Genomic DNA, 23,474 nt, shown 5'->3' on the forward strand with positions numbered 1-23,474 from the left:
GGCAAGCATTGAGACGGCAAATAGATAGGCGAACCATCATCGCGCTCTTTGCGCTGCTCGGGATGGCTGCGCCTCAAGTACGCGCCTCAACCTACTATGTCGTTGTTGCCGGGTTGGGAGGTGAACCTGACTACGAGCAGCGCTTCAATGCAGCAGCAAAAGATCTTGAAAAGACATTCAAAAGCGCCGGCACCAACACGCAAGCCTATGTATTGAGTGGACCTGAGGCCACGGCTTCCCACCTCAAAGACACCTTCCGTACCGTTGTAAACGCAGCGAGGGCCGAGGACGATTTGGTGTTGATCCTAATCGGCCACGGTTCATTCGATGGAACGGAATACAAATTCAACCTACCGGGTCCGGATGTAACTGGCGAAGAGATCGCAGACATGTGCAATCATGTTCCCACTCGACGCCAGCTCATCGTGGATACATCGAGTGCAAGTGGCGGTGCAATGCGGGCCTTTGAACGGCCCGGACGCGCTGTTGTCGCTGCCACGAAGTCGGGCACAGAAAAGAATGCAACGGTATTCGCAAGATACTGGGTGCAGGCATTGCAGGACCCTGCATCCGACACGGATAAAAGCGGGTCCATTGACGCCTTAGAGGCATTCACCTACGCCTCCAAGAAAACTGCTGCGTTCTATGATTCGCAAAAGCGCCTATCTACTGAGCATGCTGTCTTCGATGACATCGGCCATGGGGAACCTGTACGCGAGCCTGACACGAAGCAAGGTGCGTATTTGGCCAGCTTTACGCTCTTTCGATTCGGAAAGAATCAGCAGGCCGCAAATGATCCGGCGAAACGTCAGCTTCTGATGAAGAAGGAAGAACTCGAACAACAGATCGACATCCTCAAATATCAGAAGGCCGCAATGGACCCCGCAGACTATAAAAAACAATTGACGACAATGTTGCTGGATTTGGCCAGGGTGCAGCAGGAGTTGGACAAATGAGACGCATCATTCAGCCTCTTACCATCCTTCTGCTAAGCACAACAGCTCTTGCGGCTGTTCCCTCTGCTTGCTGGTCGCTGCGAAAACACGGACGTGAGTCAGACGCTCAAACATGTTTCGAGCAGCTAACGCGAAGTGAAGACAGCGCAGTTCGGGCGGAGGGATTTTGGGGCCTGGAGAACTGGGATCAAGCCAATGAACAGTTTCGGCTGGCGACACAAACCTCCGGCGGTGCACCAGGCACCAAGATTCGATGGGGGATGTTACTGCACGAGCGCTTCAATAATAAGGAGGCAGCTGATCTCTTTCGCGAAGCGCTCGGGCAGGACCCCTCTAACGTCGATGCGTACATGGGGCTTGCAACCATATCGGCAGAAAGTTTTGATGGTAAGACGACCTTCTATCTGACGAAGGCTCTTAGCCTTGACCCCAAAAAAGCTGCCGCACACGAGAGGATGGCAAACCTCGCCCTCGAAAACGATGATCTTCAATTCGCGGCGGATGAAGCCGACAAGGCAATCGCCCTCGAAGGCGACGCGCTCGATGCGATGGCGATTCATGCGGCGATTGATCTTATTAGTCAACGATCCCCTGACGTATGGATTGGCAGGATCATCGCGGTCAATCCTCATTATGGAGAGGCGTACTCCCGTATTGCCCACCACCTCGAACTTCACTACCGTCACGAAGACGCAACCACCTACTACCACAAAGCAGTTGAAGCTGAGCCTCAGCTATGGTCGGCACACTCCTCGTTGGGAATAAGCCTTATGAGGATGGGCAAACAGGAAGAGGCCCAAAAGGAGCTCGAGCTGAGCTATAGCAACGGATACCGTAATGCAGCGACGGTAAACAGTCTTCGCTTACTCGACAGCTATAAAGATTATGTAACCTTTCGCGACAACGTAACAGTTCTGAAGTTGAAGAAGACAGAAGCAGATCTGCTGCGGCCCTACTTGCAGGACGAACTGCACACAATTGTTAAAACCTATGATGCGAAGTATGCCATGAAGCTACCAGGCGTCATTCAGGTGGAAGTTTACCCAGATCACGAAGATTTCGCTGTCAGAACGACGGGCATGCCAGGCCTTGGTGCTCTGGGAGTGACCTTCGGAGAAGTGATCGCGATGGATAGTCCATCCGCGAGAAAGCCGGGAGATTTCAACTGGGGTGCGACTTTATGGCATGAGATGAGCCATGTCTATGTGCTTACAGCGACTAAGAATCACGTTCCCCGATGGTTTACTGAAGGCTTGGCTGTTCACGAGGAGGGAGAACGATCCTCGGAATGGAGCAACCGAGCGACACCTGAAGTCCTTCAAGCGATTCGGGACAAAAAGCTGCTGCCAATTCTGAGGCTGGATCGCGGGTTTATCTACCCTGAGTATCCTTCTCAGGTAGTCGTGTCCTATTTTCAGGCCGGCAGCATCTGCGACTTTATAAAGGCGCGCTGGGGCGAGGAAAAGCTCCTGACGGTCATGCACTCCTATGCGCAATTGAAGACGACCTCGCAAGTCATCGAACATGACCTCGGCATGGCGCCCGAGGCGTTTGATAAGGAATATCTAGCATGGATAGATAAAAGATATGGCGCCGAGGCTTCGCATCTCAATGAGTGGCGCGACAAGTTGAAAGCACTTATTGCCGCTGCACAAGAAAAGCAATTTGACTTGGTCATCGCACAGGGACCAGCAGTTAGAGCTCTCTACCCTGAGTACGTTGGTGAGGGAAACGTCTACCAGCTCATGGCGGATGCTTACAAAACAAAAGCAGATGTTAAAGGAGAGCTCGCGATTCTTGCGGCATATAAGCAGATCGGAGGCGAGGATCCCCAAACTCTGAAACGGTTAGCCACTCTTTATGAGAACAATGGTGACAAGACGAACGCTATCGCTACGCTGGAGCAAGTGAATTACATCTACCCGGTCAACAATGCAGAGCTTCATAGTCACCTTGGCGATCTGCTCTACCAGCAAAATCATTACGACCGTGCCATCCACGAATATGCTGCCGCTGTTGCTTCTCATCCTTTAGACAAGGCAGGGGCAAATTTCTGCTTGGCGAAGGCATACCTAGCTGCTGGACATAACAAGGAAGCGGAAGAAAGTGTGCTGGCAGCTCTTGAAATCGCCCCTGGATATGGTCCAGCACAAAAATTGTTATTGGAGCTTCATCAAGCCACAGAAAAATAATCTCAGGAGCCGACAATCGAATGGCTACTTTTACTGATCTGAATGTGGATGCTGCCGAACTCCAGCAGCGCATCGAGCGATTTCATAAGGTCCATGAATCCATAGTCCAACAGGTCCGAGAGGTCATCGTTGGGCAGGACGAGGTTCTGGATCAGGCCCTCATATCGCTTTTCGTTGGCGGACATTGCCTACTGACGGGTATGCCCGGCACAGCGAAGACTCTCATGGTGCGCACAATCGCAGATGCACTCGGCCTCGAGTTTCGTCGGATTCAATTTACTCCGGATCTAATGCCCTCCGATATCACAGGCACGGACATCATCGAGGAAGACCTTGCGACCGGCCATCGCAAATGGACATTTGTCCGCGGTCCGATCTTCGGCAACATTCTTCTGGCCGATGAGATTAATCGCACACCTCCGAAAACTCAGGCAGCCTTGCTTGAAGCCATGCAGGAGCGGGCATGCACCGTAAGAGGTCATGTCTATCCTCTCCCAGCTCCATTCTTTGTTTTGGCGACGCAAAACCCGATTGAGCTTGAGGGTACCTACCCTTTGCCGGAGGCGCAGCTCGACCGCTTTCTCTTCAATGCAGTGTTGGACTACCTGGATCCCGAAGAGGAGTTCAAAGTCCTAAACCTCACAACCACCACGCATTCGGCCAATGTTAAGCCCGTAACTTCTGCGGAAGAACTGCTCGACTTTCAACAGCTCGTAAGAATGGTTCCTATTGCAGACTCCCTGGCGCGCTACGTAATCAGGCTTGTGCGCGCGACCCGCCCCAAGAGCGAAGATGCTCCGGATTTCGTGAAGAAATATGTGGATTACGGTGGGAGCATTCGAGCAGCTCAGTTCATCGTTCTGGCTGCAAAGGCAAAGGCACTATCCAGAAAGCGATATCACGTCACGTATGAAGACATAGTCTCTCTCTCCATACCGGTGTTACGGCATCGCGTTCTATTGAACTTTCATGCCGAATCCGAACGAATTGACACAGATGACATTCTTAAGCGTCTTCTGGCACATATGCCCCCTTCCAGGGAGGAATGATGCAGCGCTTTCTCGATCCTTCGGTATTGGCTAGCATCTCTTCGTTAGAACTGATTGCTAAAACGGTTGTCGACGGTTTTGTTGCTGGCCTGCACCGGTCGCCAGCCTTTGGCTTCAGTCAGGAGTTTGCCGAGTACCGCGCCTACGCGCAAGGCGATGATCTGCGTCATGTGGACTGGAACCTCTTCGCACGAACCGAGCGTTGCTATTTGAAACGTTATGAAGGCGAAACAAATAGCCAGTTGATGATCTTGCTCGACGCCAGCAATTCGATGCAGTACGGCTCCGGAATACCTGCGAAGAGCGATTACGCGCGCTATATCGCAGCTTCGCTCTTCTACATGGCGATCCATAACCAACGAGATGCGGCAGGCATCATCGTGTTTGATGATGAAATTCGAGATTATGTCCACCCGTCCACTCGCCAGGGACAGCTGACGCGCTTGTTCGTGGCGCTTGAGCAGGCCGAGCCTCGTGCTCGGACAGATTTCTTAAAGCCGCTGGCCCGTTTCCAGGCGCTACTGCATCGGCGCGGAATCGTAATTGTGATCTCCGATTTTTACGAAGATCCCGCAGCGATCGTGCAGGCGATCGAGTCGCTGCGTTTTCGCGGAAACGACGTAGCTCTATTTCATATTCTGGATCCCCTGGAGATCGATCCAGACTTGGAAAGTCCCACGGTTCTCGTGGACATGGAATCCGATCGAAGGCTTGAAGTAACTCCGGAATACGTATCAACTTATCGAGCTAAGGTCCAGGCTCATATCCAACAACTTCGGGAGCTCACACAGTCAAGTGGATTGGATTATCACCTTTTTCTGACCAATCAGCCGTTAGACACTGTGTTGCGTCAATATCTCTCGTTGCGGCGGACAAGATAATGGGATTTCTGGCGCCATGGTTTCTAGCAGGGCTCGCCGCCCTGGGCGTGCCGGTTTTTGTCCACTTATTGCGGAAGCACGTTACGATCCCGCGGCCAGTCAGTTCCCTGATGTTCTTTGAACGGGGGATTCAAAGTTCTACGCGACATAAGCGCCTGAAATATCTCTTATTGCTAACGTTTCGGTTGGCTCTTCTGCTGTTTGTTGTATTGGCGTTTGCCGATCCGTTTTTACGCCGGCCGGCAAACCTGACCGGACACCTGCTGGTCATTGTTCTCGACAACTCGTACAGTATGCGGACCGGCACGCGATTCTTAGAGGCCCGGCAGCAGGCTCTAAATCTTCTTGCGGCCAAACCACGCGCGCAGCGAGCACAGATACTGTCACTCGGCGGACCGCCTCAACTGCTGACGCAGCCTACCCTTGATCCCGATCTCTTACGATCGACTCTTGAAAGTATTCAGGTCGGAGATGGTCACAGCAGCTTCGGAGATTTGGGAAGAGCTGTTCGAGCTCTCAGTGAAACGTCGCGCGAGCCGATTGATCTCCACCTCTTCAGCGACATGCAACGCACTGCGATGCCTGGAAATTTCGCAGACCTGGTGTTTCCACCAAATGTCAAGCTGACACTGCACCAGACGGTAAAAGCGACATCGGCGCCTAACTGGACGATTGAGAACGTCAACGCACCCACCGAGCTTACCGATCCCAAAGACATCGCAAGATCGCGGGTGCAATCCACAGTGGTTGGTTTTGGAACGTCCGAGGCCGAGAAAAATGTCTCCCTCGCTGTAAATGGTAAGGTAATCGCCACGCGCAAGGTGACGGTACCTGCAAACGGTCGCGCAACAGTTGAGTTCGCACCACTGGACCTGGCATACGGTTTTAATCGTTGCGAAGTACGAATTGAAAACGACGATTCTTTCCCTGCAGATAACGGGAGTCTCTTTGCCGTGCGCCGGCTGGACCCCCAGCGGATCTTATTTGTCCACACAGCAACGGACGAAAGGTCAATGTTGTACTTCGGATCCGCGCTCAACGCAGCGAGTCATGGCGCTTTTGTTTTGCAATCTATGGCGGCAGAACAAACATCTGGTGTCGACCCATCAAAATTCGCCTTCACTGTTCTATCCGACACAACGTCCCTGCCCTCGATCTTCGAACATACTCTCGAGCAGTACATCTCAAAGGGAGGAAACGTTCTAATTGCAACAGGCCTGAATTCCGGACGAAGCACCCGCATCCCATTGTGGAAGGAAGGTTTACCGAAGCCATACAACTTCGTTTCGTCAGGTGCAGCCAGCGTCGGCCAGGTCGATTTCACCTACCCTGCGTTAGAGCAGGCGTCACCCGCACGCGACAACGGAGGTTGGGCGGGAACGAAAATCTACTATGCGACAGCGGTAGACCCATCCCACGCCCGTGTTGCTGCCCGCTTGAGCAACGGGACTCCTCTTTTGCTTGAACGTCAAATTGGAGAAGGTCACGTACTTTTGTTTGCGTCGGGATTCGACAACATAACGAATGACCTGCCTCTCCATCCAATCTTTGTCGCATTCATTGACAAAACTTCCCGGTATCTTGCTGGAACAGAACAACAAAGCGGTGCGCGAGTTGTGGACTCCTTCGTGCAGCTTCGCCACTCCCTTGACGCTTCGGGCAAGACCACAACCAGTGAAGTTATTGATCCTCAAGGACACCGGCCACTCTCTTTGAATGAGACGCGAACCGTACAAGTCTTCCGCCTGGCGCAAACTGGTTTTTATCAGATCCATTTTGCCGATGGTCATGAAGGCGTCCTCGGCGTAAACCCTGACCGCCGCGAATCGGATCTCGAACCCATTTCTGCTGAGTTGCAGACACTCTGGACGGGTAGCAACATCGCCTCTCCTGAACCCGAGAAAATAATTGCGGCAGGAGAGAAATATCAGCGCATAAGTCTTTGGTGGTACGTTATGCTGCTTGCATTGGTAGTGGCAATCGCCGAAATTGTTCTCTCCAGCCGCTACCTGGGTACGCAGCGGGAGGAATTATGAGCAAGCAGAGCGAGCTCAACTCCTACATCATGCAGCTTCTGGGCAGGTTGCGGCTGCGTGCTTGGCTGCTGGGTGGCGCTGTACTAACGAGTACGGCACTCCTGACCACGATTACGCTTGTTCTAATACTCAAACACTATGCCTTCCCCACAACTGCAATTGTTGGAGCGCGATTGGCGCTCTTGCTGGCCTTAATAACCGCTGTAGGTTTCGGCATTATCGCGCCGTTGCTTCGCCTCACCCCGGCGTTCGCAGTCACCAAAGCAGAGGCCATGCACCCGGCTCTCGATCAACGGCTCAAAACATTTCATGAACGACACCAGGAAGGTTCGAATCCATTTCTTGAGCTGCTGGCTGCTGATACCCTGGCGCGCACCCAGGATGCCGCACCTTCGTCCTTAGCTTCAGGGCACCGCCTTCTCGCCCTGACCGGAATTGGGGTGGGATGTCTTGGCACCCTCCTATGGATGATTTGTTTGGTGCCGGGTTCTATGGGCTATGGCGCTGCGCTGCTGTGGACTGGAGTTCGACAGAACACAACGCCGCCGTACAGCATTTCAGTCAGTCCAGGCGATGTAACCGTCCGCCGTAACAGCGACCAGCTTATTACGGCGCGCGTTGTTGGTTTACATCCCGAAAAAGTCCAGATGTTTGCTCATTATCAGAGCACTAACATATGGGAACCCGTGACAATGCAGACTCAGCCCGATCAAGGGGGCGCAACAAATTACCAGTTCGTGCTTGCCGGCTTGCCTGAAAGTGTCGAGTACTACGTAAAGGCAGGGCCGTTAGTCTCACAACACTACAAAGTGCGAGTCGTGGACCTTCCCTCAGTAAAGGCGATTCAAGTCACCTACCGCTACCCACAGTGGACAGGCCTGAAATCCACCATACAGAAACAAGCCGGTGATCTAAGAGCGATCGAAGGGACCGATGCGTCGATTGAAGTAGAGATGGATAAGCCATTGAGAGATGGCAAATTGGCTCTCGATAACAATAAAGCAATCGTGTTGTCAGGTGGCGAAGCTAACAAATATAAAGGCACGATTCACATGGATAAGGATGGCGCTTATCACATCGCTGCGATCGAGCAGGGTGAATCCCTGCGTCTTTCAGAGGACTACTTCATTGCGACCGATAAAGCGGAGCCGCCGCAAATAAATATCGTGCGTCCCGGTGGGGACTATCGAGCCTCTCCCATTGAAGAAGTAAAGGTCGGTATTGAGGCGGCAGGTCAATTTGGCCTAAACGATGTTCGTCTGCACTATTCCGTAAACGGTGGCCCCAACCAGGAACTCAACATACTAAAAGCACGCGGCGCAAAAAGCACTGAAGGTTCACACACCTTCCGTCTCGAAGAGTTCAATCTGGTACCTGGCGACCTAGTGAGCCTGTATGCCACAGCGAAAGATGGCCATTCGGAAGCGCGAACGAATATTAGTTTCATCCAGGTCGATCCCTTCGAACGAGAGTTTTCCCAGTCACAGCAGGGTGGCGGGGGTGGCGGCGGCGGAGGCAATGGACAGAATAACCAGGCCGATTTGTCTAAGCGCGAAAAAGAGCTGATCGCAGCAACGTGGAGACAGCAGAACGAGAAGGCCTCTCGTCCGAAGGATGCTGAAGGGACGGGCCAGTTTCTCTCCGATGCGCAACAGAAATTACGCGATCAGGTTCTGGCGATCTCCACGCGCATGCAAAGCCGTGACCTCTCTGAGGCGAACGAGGAGTTGAGCGGCTTCGAAAAGGATATGCAGGTGGCCGCGGAGGCGATGGCTCCGTCGGCGGAGAAGCTGAAGGGAATGCATTGGCAGGACGCTCTTCCCTTCGAGCAGAAAGCGCTGCAGGCGTTATTGCGTGCGGAAGCGACATTCCGGAAGATTCAGGTCGCTTTTGGCCAACAGGGAGGAGGGGGAGGAGGGGCTGGTTCTGCTGGACGCGACCTCGCAAGCCTCTTTGATTTGGAACTCGACACAGAAAAAAACCAGTATGAGACAGCGCAAAATACTTCCCCCGCCGAGCAGCAACAGAAGGATATAGAAGATGTGCTGGCAAAACTCGACGCCCTGGCGAAACGGCAGGAAGAGCTTTCCAGGCAGCAACAAAATCCGCAGCAGGGCTTCCAGCAGCGCTGGCAACAGGAGATGCTACGGCGCGAGGCTGAACAATTACAGCGTCAGATGGAACAGCTGGCCCGGAACAACGGTCAAGGCCAACAGAACAAAGAAGCGCAATCCGGACAGAGCACTGAGGGAGGATCCTCAAGCCAAAATGGTTCGCAACAGTCTCGAAATTCTTCGTCCGGCAACTCTTCTTCTCAGGCTAGTGGAAATCTTCGTGACCAGAGGATCGAACAGGCGCTGAGTCGTTTACGACAAGCCGGCGATGCGATGAAGCGGGGCAGTGGAGCCCAGGAAAATTCTGAGTCCGCCCAACAAGCCTCTGAGCGACTTGAGGAAGCAAAGAATCTGCTTGGAGGCGTCCGACAACAGCTTTCCTCTGCCAAACTAGGTTCTCTCTCTCAAGAGGCGGACCGCCTCGCGCAAGAGGAGCGCGCCCAGATTGATCGGATCAACAAATTCGCCTCGCGGACAGGGGAAACCAATCCTGTCGACCGCGATAGCATGATGGCACGTTCTCGAGAGCGCAACCAGTTGGCCGGAGAACGGCAACAGCTCTCCGACGATCTCTCCAGGCTCCAGACAAATATCCGCGACTCTGCGCGCACGATGGCTCCCAATCAGCCAGGGGTAGCTCAGAAGCTGAGGGAAGCACTGACCGAGATGGACCAATCCGATCTCGACAACCACGTACAGAGAACCGCTGACTGGCTGCGTCGAGGGATCAATCCAAACTCCAATGGAACTGAATCCAATATTGCGCAGGGACTTCAAAAATTAAGCCAGCAGCTTCGGGATGCGCAAAAGCAAATGGGACAAGGAAACCCTGGAAGAGAGAGCGATCCATCTTCGCTGGATCAGACAGCGGCGCTCAATCAGATCAGACGTTTGCGAGGACAGCTCGAAGCGATGGCCGCTAAAAACGGAACTCCAGGATCGAATCCTCAAAGAAATCAACAGGGGCCTACCGCAGAACGTCGTAATCTTCAACCCGGAACCCAGGGTCGGAATCCTGGTTCAGGATCGTCAAACCTCGGCTCGCAGAATGATCAACGGCAGCAAGCCGGCCTCGGCCAGCAAGGAAACGACCGCCCAGGATCGACAGGCAGCGCAAACGGGGAGATACGCACGGGCGGAGGAAACGATGGCGTAGCCTGGGGCAACATAAATACCGGAGGCAATAGCTACGCTCCCGGGACCCGGCGCCCGGTTCCACTGGATGCCTCCGGCAATCCGCGTGATAACGAGTACACGTATGAGCAACAGATGCGTCAGCTGAATCAACTCGGCCGGATGGTGCGGAATGACCCCAATGTCTCGAAAGAAATTCGAGATTTGACGAGGCAGATGCAAACGCTGGATCCCCGTCGTTTTCCCGGTAACCCAGAGATTGTTGAACACATGCAGCAGGAGATGCTCGACTCCATTGACCGCATCGAACTTCAGCTAAGTCGAGCCGGCTCGGCCACCGAAGCCCGTGCTGGAAAGCCCGATGCCGTTCCCTCCGGATACGAAGAGTCTGTGGCGGATTATTACCGCCGATTGAGTAAAACTCACTGACTCGTTACCCCCGCCACAGCATCGCCACCGAGATAGGGCTCTTGAAATACCAAATCTCCTACCGTCCCCCCGAATCCGCGATAAAATAATCCCATCGTGGCGCGTTCCTCCACTCTCCGCAATCTCGCTTGGCTCTGGCTCGCAGCTACCATTGCGGTCCTGGTCATCGGCTTTCGCCAGGCCATCTTCTTGGCGCCCATGGAAGAGACCATGGGCAATCTGCAGCGCATCTTCTATTACCACCTCGCGCACGCCATCCTCTCGCTCGTCTTCCCCTACATCAACGTAGCGGCATCGCTGGCCTACCTTTATTGGCGGCATCGCGATCCCCTCAAGGCGCTCAGCGCCGACGCTCTCGCCGTAGCCTCGGCCGAGGTCACCGTCCTCTACGCGGGCCTCTGCCTCGTGACCGGAATGCTCTGGGGCAAGCCTGCATGGGGAATCTGGTGGACATGGGACGCCCGCCTCACCACCGAGCTCATCCTCTGGCTCCTCTACGTCAGCTATCTCCTGCTCCGCCGCTTCTCCCCCACCGGCCAGACTGGCGTTCTCTCCGCTGTCCTCGCCGTCTTCGCTGCGGTAGACGTCCCCATCGTCTTCATGTCTATCCATTGGTGGCGCACACAGCACCCGGCACCTGTCTTCGGTCCCGACGGCGGCGGCATCGACCCCGGCATGGTCCCCGCGGTTCTCTGGAACCTCGCCGGATGGGCCATGTGGGGACTTCTGCTCATCGGCTTCCGCTTCGCCCTCGAGCGCCGACGCCAGCTCGCCGAGCAGGAGGCCGCCCTCGTCGCCCTCGAAGCCTCCCTCGAGACCCCTCAATAACGGAGCCGCACCACATGACCTGGCAGACCTTCTTCGACCTCTCCACCATGGCCCACCGCCACCTAGTCTTCGTCTACGGAGGAGTCATCGCCGTGCAGCTGGTCTATATCGGCTGGATCGCCCGCAACTGGTCTCGCACCAAACCCTCCACCAATCGCTAGCCTGTCCGTTCCACGCGCAGCTACCCTGCCCCAAGCCTGATCCGCTAAGCCTCTCCCACCCTCATCCCATCGAGGTTCTGAGCACATCTCCTCGACCGTCATCCTGATCACATCTCCTCGATCGACATTCTGAACGCACCCCCTCGGCCGTCATTCTGAGCGAAGCGAAGAATCTCAGTATTCTGCGTGCGCCGCCACGCTCTCAAAAAAGGGTCCATACCCTTCGAACACCCAACTTAAAAAAATCAACGAAGCTACATGAAGTAGCTTCGTTGTCCGAGAAGGATTTACAGACGATGCAAGAGCTCCCCATCTGGCAACTCTTCACATCAAATGCGTAGACACACTTTCTGAACGAAAGGTTTCGCATTTCGAAATCTTTTTTTTCAACTGCCCGTAACTTGCGACACCCCGATTCCGACCGATAGACTCGCTCCAGTGCCGAAATCCCGCCATACCCTGCGAGACTGCTCGCTCGCCCTGCTCTGTCTTGCGCTGATTCTGCCCCTTGGGTGCCGCCGCAGCAGCTTTCCCGATGTTCCCGCGGGCTATCGCGAGTTCGCCTACGTCACCAACGGAAACTCCAACACCGTCAGCGTCCTCGACCTCGTCAACCTGCGCACCGACCGAACCCTGCGGGTTGGCGAGAACCCCACCGGAATCGCCGCAAATCCGGTGCACAACGAAATCTACGCCGTCAACACCCGCTCCGGAACCGTCACCGTCATCGACGCCGCGAGCAACACCGTCGTCGCCACCATCGGAGTTCATCGGCAGCCCTATTTCATCAGCGTCGACTCCGCGGGAGGCCGCGCCTACGTCGCCAACTCCGGCTCCAACTCCGTCAGCGTCATCGATCTCGATCACCGCCGCGAGATCGCCGTCGTCGGTACCGGCGAGCAGCCGGGCCTCGCGCGCATCTCTCCCGACATGCGGTCCCTCGTCGTCTCCAACCGCAAATCCGGCAGCGTCTCCATCTACTCTGCCGTTCCCTACACCTCTCCCCTCGTCTCGCGGCAGGACTCCCCGGAATCGCCCCAGTCCTCCCCGCAGGAGGCAAAACCCGGCCCGCCTCTCAAGCTCCGTGCCGCCTTTCCCGGCTGCCCCGGCGCTACCGATGTCGCTATACTTCCGGATTCCTCCAAGGCCTTCATCGCCTGCTCCGGCGGTCATCAGATCATGGTCATCAGCCTGGCCGCGGCACCCGGCTCCTGGCAGGCCCGGCAGGACCCCGCCGCCACCTCCGACCACCTCCTCACCATGCTCGTAGTCGGCCGGACCCCGGTCCATCTCGCCCTCAAGCCGGATGGAGGAGAGATCTTCGTCTCCAACTTCGACTCCGACTCCATCTCCGAGATCGACACCTGGAACAACCAGGTCCTCGGAACCTACATGATCGGCAACAAGCCAGTCCACGGCATCATCACCCGCGACAACTCCACCCTCTGGGTCGCCGACTTCGGCTCCGATCTCATCAGCATCTACAGCATCGACGACGGCCGGCTCGTCACCACCGTCCACACCGGATCCGCACCCGATGCCCTCGCCTTCTCCGCGGATGAGCATCTCCTGCTCGCCATCGACGCTCACTCCGGCGACGTCTCCGTCATCCGAACCCAGGGCAAACAGGGAGCTGCCCTCTTCACCCTCCTGCCCGCAGGCTCCTCTCCCAATGCCATCGCGATCAAAGCGATTCAGCCGGTCCGGTAAACAGGTCCGGCAACTCTTCCCTGACGCCATAAAATTGGCCCTCCTGTAGCCGAAGGGCCCAGCCCTTCCTCCCGCGTCGCCTCCAGGGTCTAAAACCTGTCAAGTCAGTTTGCTGCAACTCACACAAAAACCAACAGATAAATGTGCCGATGAGTTTCCCCTCAGTCGCTATACTGAGATCAGACAAAAACTAGAATGTCCCCGAAAACGCGGCAGACTTTTCCCCTTTAGAATCAATACTTTGACGCCTAACTCATTTATTTCCAATATTTTGCCCTGTTGAAAACGCACAAACTATTGAAAATAAAAGGCTAATAAGATTTACACCTGGGGGGTACTACACCTGTCGTGCGAGGACCAGCGTAATGTCGTCCGGCTGCTCCTCGGCACCGATCCACGCATCGAGTGCCTGCATCACCTGGCTTGAGATCACGTGCAACGGCTGGTCGCGGTACCTGCGCACAACCTCCATCATCCGTTCTTCTCCGAACTCTCCAAAGTCGTTCTCCGGCTCCGTCACGCCGTCCGAATAACCGACCAGGATGTCGCCCGGACGCATCTGGAAGCGGTCTTCCTCGTACTGCATTCCGTCCATCAGCCCCACGACGGTGCCTCCCCGGTCCAGCCGGCGCACTACGCCGTCCTGCCCCAGCACCAGCGGTGGAAGCTGACCTGCATTCGAGTAGGTCATCATCGCCGAGCGCGCATCGTAGTGCGCCAGAAACAGCGTCGCGTACTTCTCCGGCTGCGTGCTGCGATAGAGATGACGGTTCAGCAGCGACAGAATCCGGCCGGGAGACTGGAACAGCTCGTCGCAGTCGCTTCCAAGCTCGTCGCGGTTTGACAGCAGGCCCGCAAGCGCCGACTCGCTGTACACCAGCTCCTCGCTGGCGAAACGGTAGGCTCGCACCGCTGAGTGCAGCGTCGCCATCAGCAGCGCGGCGGAGATTCCCTTCCCGCTGATGTCGCCGATCGCGATTCCAACTCCGGTCTCGTTCCGGCTCACGTGCCCGTTATGCGCAGCTTCGTGAAACACGAGGAAGTCATAGTAATCCCCGCTCACCGAGCGGGCCGGGCGGCAGACTCCATGCAGCTCGAGCGTTGGCAGATTCGTAACCTGGCGCGGAAACAGGTTTGCCTGAACCTCCTGCGCGATGGTGAGCTCGTTCTGCAGCCGTTCCTTCTCCTTCTGTTCCTGGAGCAGGCGCTGCAGCGAGCCCGTCATCTTGTTGAACGAGCGGCTCAGCTCGGCAAGCTGATCCTCACGCGTCACCCCGATCCTGTGGCTGAACTCGCCCTGATCGATCTTCTGAGTCGCATGGTAGAGGTCCGCGACCGACGCCGTCATCGTCTTGCTCAGCCGGATCGCCATCACCAGCGCCAGCAGCTCGATCAGCGCGAAGAAGACGCAAAGCGCGATCAGGCCGATGCGATAGGCATCCGGGAACAATCCCCCCAGCGATGCGCCGAACAGCTGGTTGTAAAGCAGGGAGGGACGCGAGTCGACGTTTACCAGAACATTGTCTCGTTCCCCCGTCCCCCAGTCGGTCATGCCGAGTGTCGACAGAAAGCGGACCTGGATGTCGGCAAGGTTCGCGCCCGGAGCCTGCATGCCTCCCGAGATCGAGGCCTCTCGCCGCCGCCCCAGACGCTCTCCCACTGCCGTCCTGCCGTTCGCATCGGGAGAGTTCGCCGGCTGCTTCGCGGAAGGATCGCTTCCCAGTCTCTCGGCAAAGAGCTGCGCATGGCCCAGCCCGCCGGCGATCATGTCCATCACCTGCTTGTCCACGATCAGGCTGGTCACCAGGCTCAACAGACGGCCATCGTTCATCCTGTGCTGGTTGACCACCGTCAGATAGAGATCGCCCCCGTCCAGCACCAGGCCGTTGAACTGTCCGTTCCTGAGCTCCGCTGCCCACGGCGGCAGCCCCATGGGAGTTTTGCCTTTATTGGCTCCTTGCACCATGGGAGCTCCGTTGATGTAGGTCAAGCTCTCCCGGTGCAGCCGCCTGCGCGGAGCATCGAGTCCACCGCTCAGCTCGGCACTGTTCAAAGCTGCAGGCGGAATCTGACTGCCCTGCAGAAGGCGTGCTGCCAGTTCGACACGATGCGCATTGTCGCTGCTCATCTGCGCCAGTTCTTCCTGGATGCGGGAGTCCACCAGATGAATCGCAAACTGACCCGCCGCGACATAGGCCGAGATCAGCACGAGCGTGAGAAACAGGATCACCGGAGCCAGGCCGATCAGCAGGTAAGTAATCACCAGCTTGTTGCGAAGGCTCCACAGCATCCGTCGCCGCACAATGCGTACCAGCAACGGCAGCGCCGTCGCCGCCAGCGCGATTCCCACCAGCAGCTGCACCAGCGCGAAGAAAGCACCGGTTCCGCCCGGAAATCTCCTCAGGAGAAAGAGGAGGCAAAACCAGACCGCCAGCCAGAATACCGCTCCGGGAAGTCCCGTCGGAGGCTTCCTGCCCATCCATTTCGGCCATCGGTTTTCCTTAGCGGTCTGCATCGTTCTTTTTCGTCTGCTCCTCGAGCGCTGTTGGCTGCTCCTCCATCTTTGCCTGGCGAGCAAGCCGCAAGGTATATCGTGTCGCTGAGACGTGTGCGCCCGCCAGCACCAGCAGACCCGAGAGGAACGCCCACATCATAAGTCCTACTGAGATATAGAACGGACCATAGACCGACTGGAAATCGAGCCACGGCAGTGCCCGTACATAAAGATACTTCGCCAGCTCCCATAGAAGACCCACCATCACGGCGGTGGGGATTACGGCCCGGGCCGGAACCTTGCGATTCGGAAGAATCCAGTAGATCAAAAAGAACAGAAAAATGCTCAGCCCGATGCCACATATCTTCATAAACCACTGGTCAGCGAGATCGTAGGCGAGATTTTCGGTATGGCCAAAGAAGAGAACGGTCAACAGGGTCTTCGAACCTGAAGTGAAGGCAACCGAGGCAAGGGCCAGAATACCGACCGCGAACGCCAGTCCCAGCGAGACGGCCTGGTTGCGCAGATAGCTGCGATTCTTTGCCACCCCCCAGACGCTGTTCAGCGCAACCTCAAGCGGTAGGAAGACGCCCGTAGAGCTGACCAGCAGCATCAGCAGCGAGAAGATCTGTACGCCCTTTCGCGGATGCGCAAGCAGCTGCATATTCCGCATCACAAAGTCCTGCCCGACCGGCAGGAACCCATGCATCATGTCGCCGACGACCTGCTCCATGGTCCGGGAATGAAAGACTCGTCTGCAGAGGGTGAGAAGAAGGACGATAAACGGAAACAGTGACAGAATGGCGTTGGCCGCGACACTGAAGGCGTAGGTATGCACTTCGGTCCGCGCCATGTAATGAAGCAGCGCATTCACCTGAGACCAGAAGCCTCCGTACGGAACGAAAGGAGGCACCTTCTCGATAGGAGTATCGGAGGTCATCGCCGTCGCTTCGGCCTGCGTGGGAGACGCAGCGATCGATTTAGCCTGCTCCATTGCTTCTGCTCTGGGTGGTCGGATCGAGAACATATTGGGGAAGGACCGAGGACCGGCAGCCGGTGGCAATTGGAATGCCAACATCCCTCCGTGATCCACCTTGATGCTAGCAGAGTGAAGCAGACCATCGCAGCTTGTCCGAATGGAAAGCGACCGGAGTAAGACTTCCGATTCCATCAATCGTGCAGTGCGGATTCTGTGATCTGGCGGATTGCCCAGCGTGCACCCTCAGCTAGCACTTCATCCTCGCTGAGAGTCCATGCTTCAAGTTGAGACAGAAAGCTTTTGTCATGACTGTTTCCCATGGCGATTGCGACGTTACGATGCAGACGCTTTCGTCGCGTTCGTTCCAGCGGCGATCCCTTGAAGGATTTGCGAAATCCCGCCGCATCGAGGCTCGCCAGCCATTGAAGTGCGGGATTCACCAGCTCCGGGCGGGCCTCCATGCCTTGCTTTACGGCGATTGGAGCCCTGCGGTTCCAGGGACAGACGTCCTGACAGATATCGCACCCAAAGACCTGCCGTCCCACTCCTGCACGCAGTGCTTCCGGAATCTCCCCTTTCTTTTCAATCGTCAGGTAGGCGATGCAGCGGGAGGCGTCCATCTCGCGCGGAGCCACCAGAGCCTCTGTGGGGCAGGCATCGATGCAGCGGGTACAAGTTCCGCAGCGATCCGTCGCGAGCTCCGGAACGGCGTGCGGCGCAACGGAGATCGACGTAACGATGACACCAAGTAATAGCCAGGATCCCAGCTGCTGATGAATAACGCAGGTATTCTTTCCGATCCATCCCAGGCCCGAATGAGCGGCCATCGATCGTTCAACAAGCGGGCCGGTATCGACATAGCAGCGCGTCTCGGCCGGTATGCGCTCTTTGAGCAATGCTTCCAGCTTGTGGAGACGTCCAAGCAGCTCCTCGTGGTAGTCGGTGGGAACGGTCTCGCCATTGTCGAGGGTGCGCCCGCTCCAGGCATAGCGTGCGATCCAGCCGGCACCGGTGGGAGCAGGCGCAATCGAGGGTGGCGCGGCAGCGTTATAGTTCAGGGCACAAACGATGACCGACCGCGCCCAGGGCATCGCCGCTCGCACTGCGCTGCGTACCAGGATGCCGTCTTCCCCACGGCGCTTCAGGTATTCCATCTCCCCTGCGCGTCCGGCTTCGACCCAGGAGGAAAAGCGGCCTGCATCGCGCTCAGCCACAGCACTTCCTGCCTCGGGAACAGGAGCGACACCAGCGGCATCGAAGCCCGTTTCAAGTGCTTGTTTTTCAATCCACGCCGCAAGCTCAGGGGTCCATGCAACCGACACTTCCTACTCCTTCGCGGACACTTTCATCCGGCGCCAGATTCAGGGTAAACTGAATCAACGGAGAGTTGGCAGAGCCCGGTTGAATGCACCTGACTCGAAATCAGACATAGTCGCAAGGCTATCGGGGGTTCGAATCCCTCACTCTCCGCCAGAAATTTTACAAATCCTTCTACATCAATAGGTTATGAGCCACTCGGGCCTATCTGCTACCAGCAGTTGCTACCCGATTTGCAGGCCAAGCCGATTCCATAATCACTGAACGCGACCTGGCGACGGTATTAGCCCGAGAGGCTAATGTGAAGTCACCCGTCCAGCTGTATCTTCGTGTCCGTCTGCCTGACGGAAGCTATCCCTACCTCAGGGCCGCCTTTGCAGCGAATGGCCGCCTACGCCCCCACCATGCCATCCACTCCGGCAGAGCCACCGAGTTCCCTGGCGCTTCCTACCACCTACGCTATCGCATCGGAGAAAAGCGGGTTTGGGAGCCGGTCGGAAAGGACCCTATCCTGGCCCTAACCCGGGTCCAGCAGAAAGTGCGTGACCTTCAGCATGTCAACGATGATGGCGATGACATTGTCCCTCAGGTTGTCGCCGACGCCGCAGCCCGTACCTCTCTGACTGCTGAGCAGCCTAAGCCGCCGCTGCTCCTCAACGAGGCAATCAAGGAGTACCTGGCCGAGGTAAAGACTCATAGGTCAGCGAAGACCTTCGCCGCCTACCGGACGACCCTCTTCTTGTTCAGCCCTGACGCCGCCAAGGAGGCTGCCAAGGACACCCAGGTAAAGATCGCTGGGCACAAGCGGAAAGAGTCCACCGCCAAGATCACCCGGCAGTTCGTGAACAAACCACTTGCCGACATCACGCGCAAGGACATGCTCGACTACGTCGAGTTCCTCAAGAAGGTCCAGGGCAGTGTCCCTCGCACCGTCCGCAATCGCGTCGACTTCTTCCAGATCTTCCTGCACCACTACGGCCTCCCGTCGTTGCTAATTGGCAAGGACCTGCCTCAGTACACCGAGAAGAAGGTTCGCGCCTACAACCCCAGCCAGCTCGCCAAACTCTTCGCCGAGGCGACGCAGGATGAAGCAGATCTCCTTCACTTCTTCCTCTGCACCGGCGCGAGAGAGCAGGAGGCTCAGTTTGTTTGCTGGACCGATGTAGACCTCGAACTCAAAACCTATACCGTCACCGAACATCTCGATCTGGGATATCAACCCAAGGACAAGGAGGAAGGCTCCCTGCCGATCCCCGATGTTCTTGTGCGGGTCCTCAAGGCTCGGCGGGAACGGTACCCACAGACGCGCCTGATATTTCCGGGCAAGGGCGGGAAGCCCAACGGTCACGCCCTCCGCGTCATCAAGCGGCTGGCCCTTCGTGCTGGAGTTAACTGTGGTCAGTGTCGCAACAAGGCAGGTAAATCCTGCGCCACCCACCCGGTCTGCCGACAGTTTGTGCTGCACAAACTGAGAAAGACGTTTGCGACAACCCTCCACCATAAAGGGCTCCCAGCGCAGACACTGCAACGGTACCTCCGTCACAGTGACCTCGACACTACCCTCAAGTACATCGCCGACGCGGACGATGCGACGATCCGGAAGACCATCAATAGCACCTTCCAGGGGTTCGAGAGTTATGCAGGGGGTACGCGATGAGACTCCTTCATCTCGCTAGGCGGCATACCGTTCTCGATGCGCTCGACTGCCAATCTGAAGCTACGCGCTATCATCTCTGCACATGCCTGCTAGAGCGCACAAGATAGTTCCTGAACTTATTCCAGCCCCGCTTTGGGGTCGAAGTGCACATCGTATGCTGAAAGGTCGGGTCGCCTGGAAGAAGATTAGGGACGCAGCTCTTGTGGAGGCTGCGCACCGCTGCATTGTCTGCCGACAGCGCGGCAAGATTCTTTTTTGTCATGAGAAGTGGCGTTTCAGTGATCAGAGAACCACTGTAAAACTCTCGGGCTTCGAAATGGTTTGCGAGCGCTGCAACTCGGTCCTGCACGCAGGTCGATCCATACTTGCTGGTTATGTGGACGATGTAGTCGGACATCTCTGCCGGATAAATAAGTGCGATGAGATTGTGGCAGCCAAAATACTCAGCAAAGCTTTCGATAAATGGAATCTGCGCAGCCAAAAGAAACGCTGGAAAATAGAGGTTACACAAGCGTTGCTGACGCGATACCCAGAACTCGTGGCGCTACCGAAATACCAGAGTTCACGCCAGGCTCGCCAAGCATGACTATAAGACCTTTGGGTTATGAAAGTATTGGTGGGTAGCGGTAGGGAAGAGCGAGAAATTCTTACAGTGGACCTATCGTGGGGTTGAAGCACGCGTTGCGACCATTAGCTTTGGGGCGGGCGTATCGGGTGGGAGGTCGGCTAGCCGCAATGCCTACTACAGGTCTCCGACCTCTCGCTCTGCGAAGTGTGACAGCTGCTCGTAGAGGCGCTGGATGCCTTCCTCGTCCAGCTCGACGTTCATGGTTACGTACAGCTTGACGATAGGATTCTCATTGCTGGGGATCCACTTGAACCATCTCGGCATCCCTCTGCTCGATACGTCGTCTCGCGGCCTCGAGCTCCGAGGTCAGGTAGTCGCGACGATTTCGCACCACCGACTCGTGAAAATTCCTGACATCTTCGTAGCGTTGCCTCACCAGGTCGGGCAAGACAAGCCCTGCTTCTTTGTAGACCTGCCTGAGGTTATTTGGTTCCGGTGCAACTTCCAAAGTGAGCGCCTCTTCGAGATCGCGTATCGCCGAGAGGTCCAAGGTATTCGAATTTGACAGATCGTTTAGTTGCCTGGTGAGCGCGGATGTCTCAACTTCCAGCTGTTTGTATTCGGGGAGAACATTGAAGTTCGCGCTCTCTGCTTGAAGACGCTTCAGACGCGCCTCTTCAATAGTCAATTGAGTTCTGAGGTCGGCGCTTTTTCCAATGATCGATCCAAAGGCTCCCGATCCGGCAGCCTTTTTCAATTCTTCTAACGTCTTTTCTCGATCTCTCACAGCTTGCCAGTCCCGAGCGATTTGCCAATCGAGATCCAAGAGGAACATGAGCGCTATTTGCATATCGCCTATTCCTTGCATCACTGCCTGCTTTTCTGGCGTAACAAATGCAGTACTGGCCTGTCTTCGTACAAAATAAGCGAAGAGCGACCGAAATGAAGGAGGTTTCGATCCGTTCGCCTCACGCGTTGTCAGGCCGAACATCTCCTCACCTAGAACGTCACACCAGTCACTTACCGAGATCGTTTGCGGCAGGCCTAATGGACCAAGGACTTTTACCTTCGCTTTGGTTCCACCGCTCCGCTCCACCTCCTGTTGGATGCCTTTCAAATCGAAGGTCATTCCAAACGTGGCATCTAGCAGATCGGGTGTTCTAAAGATCGAGTCTTTGCCAGCATCGGAGCCGAGCAAGAAATGAATGATCTCAATCAGACTGGATTTACCAGCCCTGTTGCGGGTCTGCTTGTCCGTTGCTCCTGCGCTCTTCTCCGCAATGAGAACATTAAGGCCCGGCTTTAGCGGGGCCAGATTCTTGAAGGTCGGAAGGCTACTGAAGATGCGATGAATCATGCCGACCTCCGGATGACGAGACCATCCTCAAAGGCAATCGCTCCCAATAACGTAGAGCAGGTCAAGGCTCAAGATGAACCAGTCGTAAGAGATCCGCTTACGGCTGCGATCCGGCGTAGCGTCGATGCTTCGGTTCAGCTCTTCCCAAAGCGAGGAGACCGTTCGCGGAATGGCTAGCGAATGGAGAAGCTGCGCTCCCACGGTGAGCAGGGCACGCTCTGGTGGCAGATGCTTCGAGGGAAGTATCACGGTGCGGTCACCGCTTTTGCATCTTCAAAGATTTCGCATCGGTCAAACAGATACGCCATGACCGCGAGAACTGCTGCCTTGTGCTGGGGTGTGTGGTCTGCTGTTCCAGCTGCCCAGGATTCGATGTGCCCGAATATCTCGTCGGGATGGAGGACCGGCCTGACCTTCCGAAGCTCTATGTACTTTTCATGGAACGACTCAGCTACCCTTTCGCCGTAGTCGGGATCGGGCCATCGCTCGAAGAATCCGGTCACTAAAGCTGCTTTTTGCATTCCGATCTTGAGAAAATTCGCGACCGCATCTGAAAGGAGATTAGCTTCAATTTTGCCCGGTGAAACCTCACTTATCTCGGTCATAGTGGGCGGTGAGGTTTGCGTAATGTGAGTCAGAACAGCCTTGAGATCCTGATAGCCGAGGTTGAGATTCACTGTTACGGTAATCGAAGGGCCGAACCAAGATTCCAAGTCGGGCATAGTGAGTTTGCGAAACTCGATCAGGAGTTCTGGGTACCCGAAAGGAATGACTTTGATCTTCTTGTTTTGAGCCCTGAGATCTTCAAGACACTCGATGATATGAGGCCCGAGCCGACCATCGTGCGCATTGTGAACAAACGCCCACGTATCGAAATACTGCTCCCAATGCTTCTTAGCTCCCTCGAAGTCCTCCGTGATCTTCTTGATAGCGTCGGCGGCTGTCATGTCATTGGGGGCGTAGCTTTGAAACAAGGTGCGTTGAGATGGAAGGTAACCGTCGTTTTTCCGATCCCCAACGTTGCCCCAAGGCCTGCACGCCAGAAAATCTCTACAATAGGCCAGGGACATGACCCGTTCGAAAAGGCGCTGGAACGCATCGCCCCGGGCTTCCAGGAATGCGATACGAAAGTCCTTTTCATAGCTGAGTTGTTGAAGACGATCCATACGTCGTTGGCAGCCGACCCGTTCCGCTTTGCAGCGTTGAAGTGCAGAGGAAATTAAACTGAAAAGCAATTCTCTCATGCGGTATTTCCAGAACTCTAGTCCACCCTTTCCACGCTTTCAGAAGGTTGCTAAAAGTTGCCCATCACGTAGGCAACACGCGCAGTCTCCGATCGAGAAACGTCGGAACAGTTCGGACGAAGCTTGCGGACGCTGTCTGCAAACTTCAGGTTCAGCGATGGTGGTGAACCGATCAGATTCACCAAGGTTCGGGGCAGACTCTCTTGAACCTGTATGGTTGGCGGAGGTCGAACACTCTGCACGTCCGGTGTCAGGTGCTCCGGCTGGTGCTGTCGCTCGTGGACTCGCCCGGTTTTGAGAGCTAATCGCTTGTGTAACGTGAAGTCTTAGTGCTGTATCTGGAGCGCCCATTTTTTCCGGTTGGTTGA

General features: G+C 55.9%; 18 protein-coding genes and 1 tRNA gene. 12 read left to right on the top strand and 7 right to left on the bottom strand.

What is annotated here, in order from left to right; all coding sequences use genetic code 11:
- Nucleotides 1–8 precede the first annotated feature (8 nt).
- From BDD14_RS06820 to BDD14_RS06855, 9 genes are all read left to right on the top strand, one after another.
- Nucleotides 9–956 carry a hypothetical protein gene (locus tag BDD14_RS06820; RefSeq protein WP_242617789.1) on the top strand — a complete coding sequence of 316 codons (948 nt, stop codon included), beginning with the start codon at nt 9–11 and terminating at the stop codon, nt 954–956.
- On the top strand, nt 953–3,148 hold the full coding sequence (locus BDD14_RS06825) for a tetratricopeptide repeat protein (RefSeq protein ID WP_130418145.1): 2,196 nt from the start codon (nt 953–955) through the stop codon (nt 3,146–3,148). The genes BDD14_RS06820 and BDD14_RS06825 overlap by 4 nt, the downstream gene beginning before the upstream one ends.
- Before the next feature lie 20 nt (nt 3,149–3,168).
- On the top strand, nt 3,169–4,197 hold the full coding sequence (locus tag BDD14_RS06830; RefSeq protein WP_130418146.1) for an AAA family ATPase: 1,029 nt from the start codon (nt 3,169–3,171) through the stop codon (nt 4,195–4,197).
- Nucleotides 4,194–5,078 (top strand): DUF58 domain-containing protein, encoded by an 885-nt coding sequence (locus tag BDD14_RS06835; protein WP_130418147.1) that lies wholly within the window; start codon nt 4,194–4,196, stop codon nt 5,076–5,078. The genes BDD14_RS06830 and BDD14_RS06835 overlap by 4 nt, the downstream gene beginning before the upstream one ends.
- On the top strand, nt 5,078–7,114 hold the full coding sequence (locus BDD14_RS06840; protein ID WP_130418148.1) for a vWA domain-containing protein: 2,037 nt from the start codon (nt 5,078–5,080) through the stop codon (nt 7,112–7,114). Before BDD14_RS06835 ends, BDD14_RS06840 begins: the two co-directional genes overlap by 1 nt.
- The gene (locus tag BDD14_RS06845; protein ID WP_130418149.1) at nt 7,111–10,791 is read left to right on the top strand and encodes a coiled-coil domain-containing protein; all 3,681 of its coding nucleotides are present in this window, start codon (nt 7,111–7,113) and stop codon (nt 10,789–10,791) included. The genes BDD14_RS06840 and BDD14_RS06845 overlap by 4 nt, the downstream gene beginning before the upstream one ends.
- A 96-nt stretch (nt 10,792–10,887) precedes the next feature.
- A complete protein-coding gene (locus BDD14_RS06850; RefSeq protein WP_341273297.1) occupies nt 10,888–11,619 on the top strand; it encodes a cytochrome c biogenesis protein in 732 nt (243 codons plus the stop codon).
- 14 nt (nt 11,620–11,633) lie between these two features.
- A complete protein-coding gene (locus tag BDD14_RS31630) occupies nt 11,634–11,780 on the top strand; it encodes a hypothetical protein (RefSeq protein WP_165419955.1) in 147 nt (48 codons plus the stop codon).
- 438 nt (nt 11,781–12,218) lie between these two features.
- A complete protein-coding gene (locus BDD14_RS06855; RefSeq protein WP_242617790.1) occupies nt 12,219–13,490 on the top strand; it encodes a YncE family protein in 1,272 nt (423 codons plus the stop codon).
- Between the two features lie 337 nt (nt 13,491–13,827).
- Here the strand turns inward: BDD14_RS06855 and BDD14_RS06860 are convergent, their stop codons facing one another.
- From BDD14_RS06860 to queG, 3 genes are all read right to left on the bottom strand, one after another.
- Complete coding sequence (locus BDD14_RS06860; RefSeq protein WP_130418151.1) at nt 13,828–16,005, bottom strand: PP2C family protein-serine/threonine phosphatase; 2,178 nt, start codon at nt 16,003–16,005, stop codon at nt 13,828–13,830.
- Entirely contained in the window at nt 15,992–16,978 is a 987-nt protein-coding gene (locus tag BDD14_RS06865) for a YihY/virulence factor BrkB family protein (protein WP_130418152.1), read from the bottom strand. The genes BDD14_RS06860 and BDD14_RS06865 overlap by 14 nt, the downstream gene beginning before the upstream one ends.
- A 176-nt stretch (nt 16,979–17,154) precedes the next feature.
- Nucleotides 17,155–18,285: a tRNA epoxyqueuosine(34) reductase QueG gene (gene queG / locus BDD14_RS06870; protein WP_130418153.1), complete on the bottom strand. Its 1,131-nt coding sequence runs from the start codon at nt 18,283–18,285 to the stop codon at nt 17,155–17,157.
- 59 nt (nt 18,286–18,344) lie between these two features.
- Here queG and BDD14_RS06875 point away from each other — a divergent pair.
- The 3 genes from BDD14_RS06875 (at nt 18,345) to BDD14_RS06885 (ending at nt 20,523) form a co-directional block, all read left to right on the top strand.
- Nucleotides 18,345–18,436, top strand: a tRNA-Ser gene (locus tag BDD14_RS06875).
- Nucleotides 18,437–18,581: 145 nt separating this feature from the next.
- Nucleotides 18,582–19,937, top strand: a complete 1,356-nt coding sequence (locus BDD14_RS06880; RefSeq protein ID WP_130418154.1) for a tyrosine-type recombinase/integrase — start codon at nt 18,582–18,584, stop codon at nt 19,935–19,937.
- A 154-nt stretch (nt 19,938–20,091) separates the two neighbouring features.
- Nucleotides 20,092–20,523: a hypothetical protein gene (locus BDD14_RS06885; RefSeq protein WP_130418155.1), complete on the top strand. Its 432-nt coding sequence runs from the start codon at nt 20,092–20,094 to the stop codon at nt 20,521–20,523.
- Between the two features lie 156 nt (nt 20,524–20,679).
- Here BDD14_RS06885 and BDD14_RS31635 read toward each other — a convergent pair whose 3' ends face one another.
- The 4 genes from BDD14_RS31635 to BDD14_RS06900 all read right to left on the bottom strand — a co-directional run bounded on the left by BDD14_RS31635 (nt 20,680) and on the right by BDD14_RS06900 (nt 23,106).
- Nucleotides 20,680–20,829 carry a hypothetical protein gene (locus BDD14_RS31635; RefSeq protein WP_165419956.1) on the bottom strand — a complete coding sequence of 50 codons (150 nt, stop codon included), beginning with the start codon at nt 20,827–20,829 and terminating at the stop codon, nt 20,680–20,682.
- On the bottom strand, nt 20,795–21,496 hold the full coding sequence (locus tag BDD14_RS06890) for an ABC-three component system protein (RefSeq protein ID WP_130418156.1): 702 nt from the start codon (nt 21,494–21,496) through the stop codon (nt 20,795–20,797). Before BDD14_RS06890 ends, BDD14_RS31635 begins: the two co-directional genes overlap by 35 nt.
- Nucleotides 21,497–21,889: 393 nt before the next feature.
- Nucleotides 21,890–22,111 (bottom strand): ABC-three component system middle component 6, encoded by a 222-nt coding sequence (locus tag BDD14_RS06895; protein WP_207231699.1) that lies wholly within the window; start codon nt 22,109–22,111, stop codon nt 21,890–21,892.
- Nucleotides 22,108–23,106 carry an ABC-three component system protein gene (locus BDD14_RS06900; protein ID WP_207231700.1) on the bottom strand — a complete coding sequence of 333 codons (999 nt, stop codon included), beginning with the start codon at nt 23,104–23,106 and terminating at the stop codon, nt 22,108–22,110. The genes BDD14_RS06895 and BDD14_RS06900 overlap by 4 nt, the downstream gene beginning before the upstream one ends.
- Nucleotides 23,107–23,474 lie beyond the last annotated feature (368 nt).

This window comes from Edaphobacter modestus, assembly GCF_004217555.1.
In the GTDB taxonomy this organism is placed as follows: Bacteria; Acidobacteriota; Terriglobia; order Terriglobales; family Acidobacteriaceae; genus Edaphobacter; species Edaphobacter modestus.

Excerpts from the sequence above, each read along its gene's own strand:
- BDD14_RS06840 (WP_130418148.1), top strand. The coding sequence starts at position 5,078 with ATGGGATTTCTGGCGCCATGGTTTCTAGCAGGGCTCGCCGCCCTGGGC.
- BDD14_RS06825 (WP_130418145.1), top strand. The coding sequence starts at position 953 with ATGAGACGCATCATTCAGCCTCTTACCATCCTTCTGCTAAGCACAACA.
- BDD14_RS06830 (WP_130418146.1), top strand. The coding sequence starts at position 3,169 with ATGGCTACTTTTACTGATCTGAATGTGGATGCTGCCGAACTCCAGCAG.
- BDD14_RS06885 (WP_130418155.1), top strand. The coding sequence starts at position 20,092 with ATGCTGAAAGGTCGGGTCGCCTGGAAGAAGATTAGGGACGCAGCTCTT.
- BDD14_RS06845 (WP_130418149.1), top strand. The coding sequence starts at position 7,111 with ATGAGCAAGCAGAGCGAGCTCAACTCCTACATCATGCAGCTTCTGGGC.
- BDD14_RS31630 (WP_165419955.1), top strand. The coding sequence starts at position 11,634 with ATGACCTGGCAGACCTTCTTCGACCTCTCCACCATGGCCCACCGCCAC.
- BDD14_RS06865 (WP_130418152.1), bottom strand. The coding sequence starts at position 16,978 with ATGGAGCAGGCTAAATCGATCGCTGCGTCTCCCACGCAGGCCGAAGCG.
- BDD14_RS06890 (WP_130418156.1), bottom strand. The coding sequence starts at position 21,496 with ATGTTCGGCCTGACAACGCGTGAGGCGAACGGATCGAAACCTCCTTCA.
- BDD14_RS06900 (WP_207231700.1), bottom strand. The coding sequence starts at position 23,106 with ATGAGAGAATTGCTTTTCAGTTTAATTTCCTCTGCACTTCAACGCTGC.
- BDD14_RS06835 (WP_130418147.1), top strand. The coding sequence starts at position 4,194 with ATGATGCAGCGCTTTCTCGATCCTTCGGTATTGGCTAGCATCTCTTCG.
- BDD14_RS31635 (WP_165419956.1), bottom strand. The coding sequence starts at position 20,829 with ATGCCGAGATGGTTCAAGTGGATCCCCAGCAATGAGAATCCTATCGTC.
- BDD14_RS06860 (WP_130418151.1), bottom strand. The coding sequence starts at position 16,005 with ATGCAGACCGCTAAGGAAAACCGATGGCCGAAATGGATGGGCAGGAAG.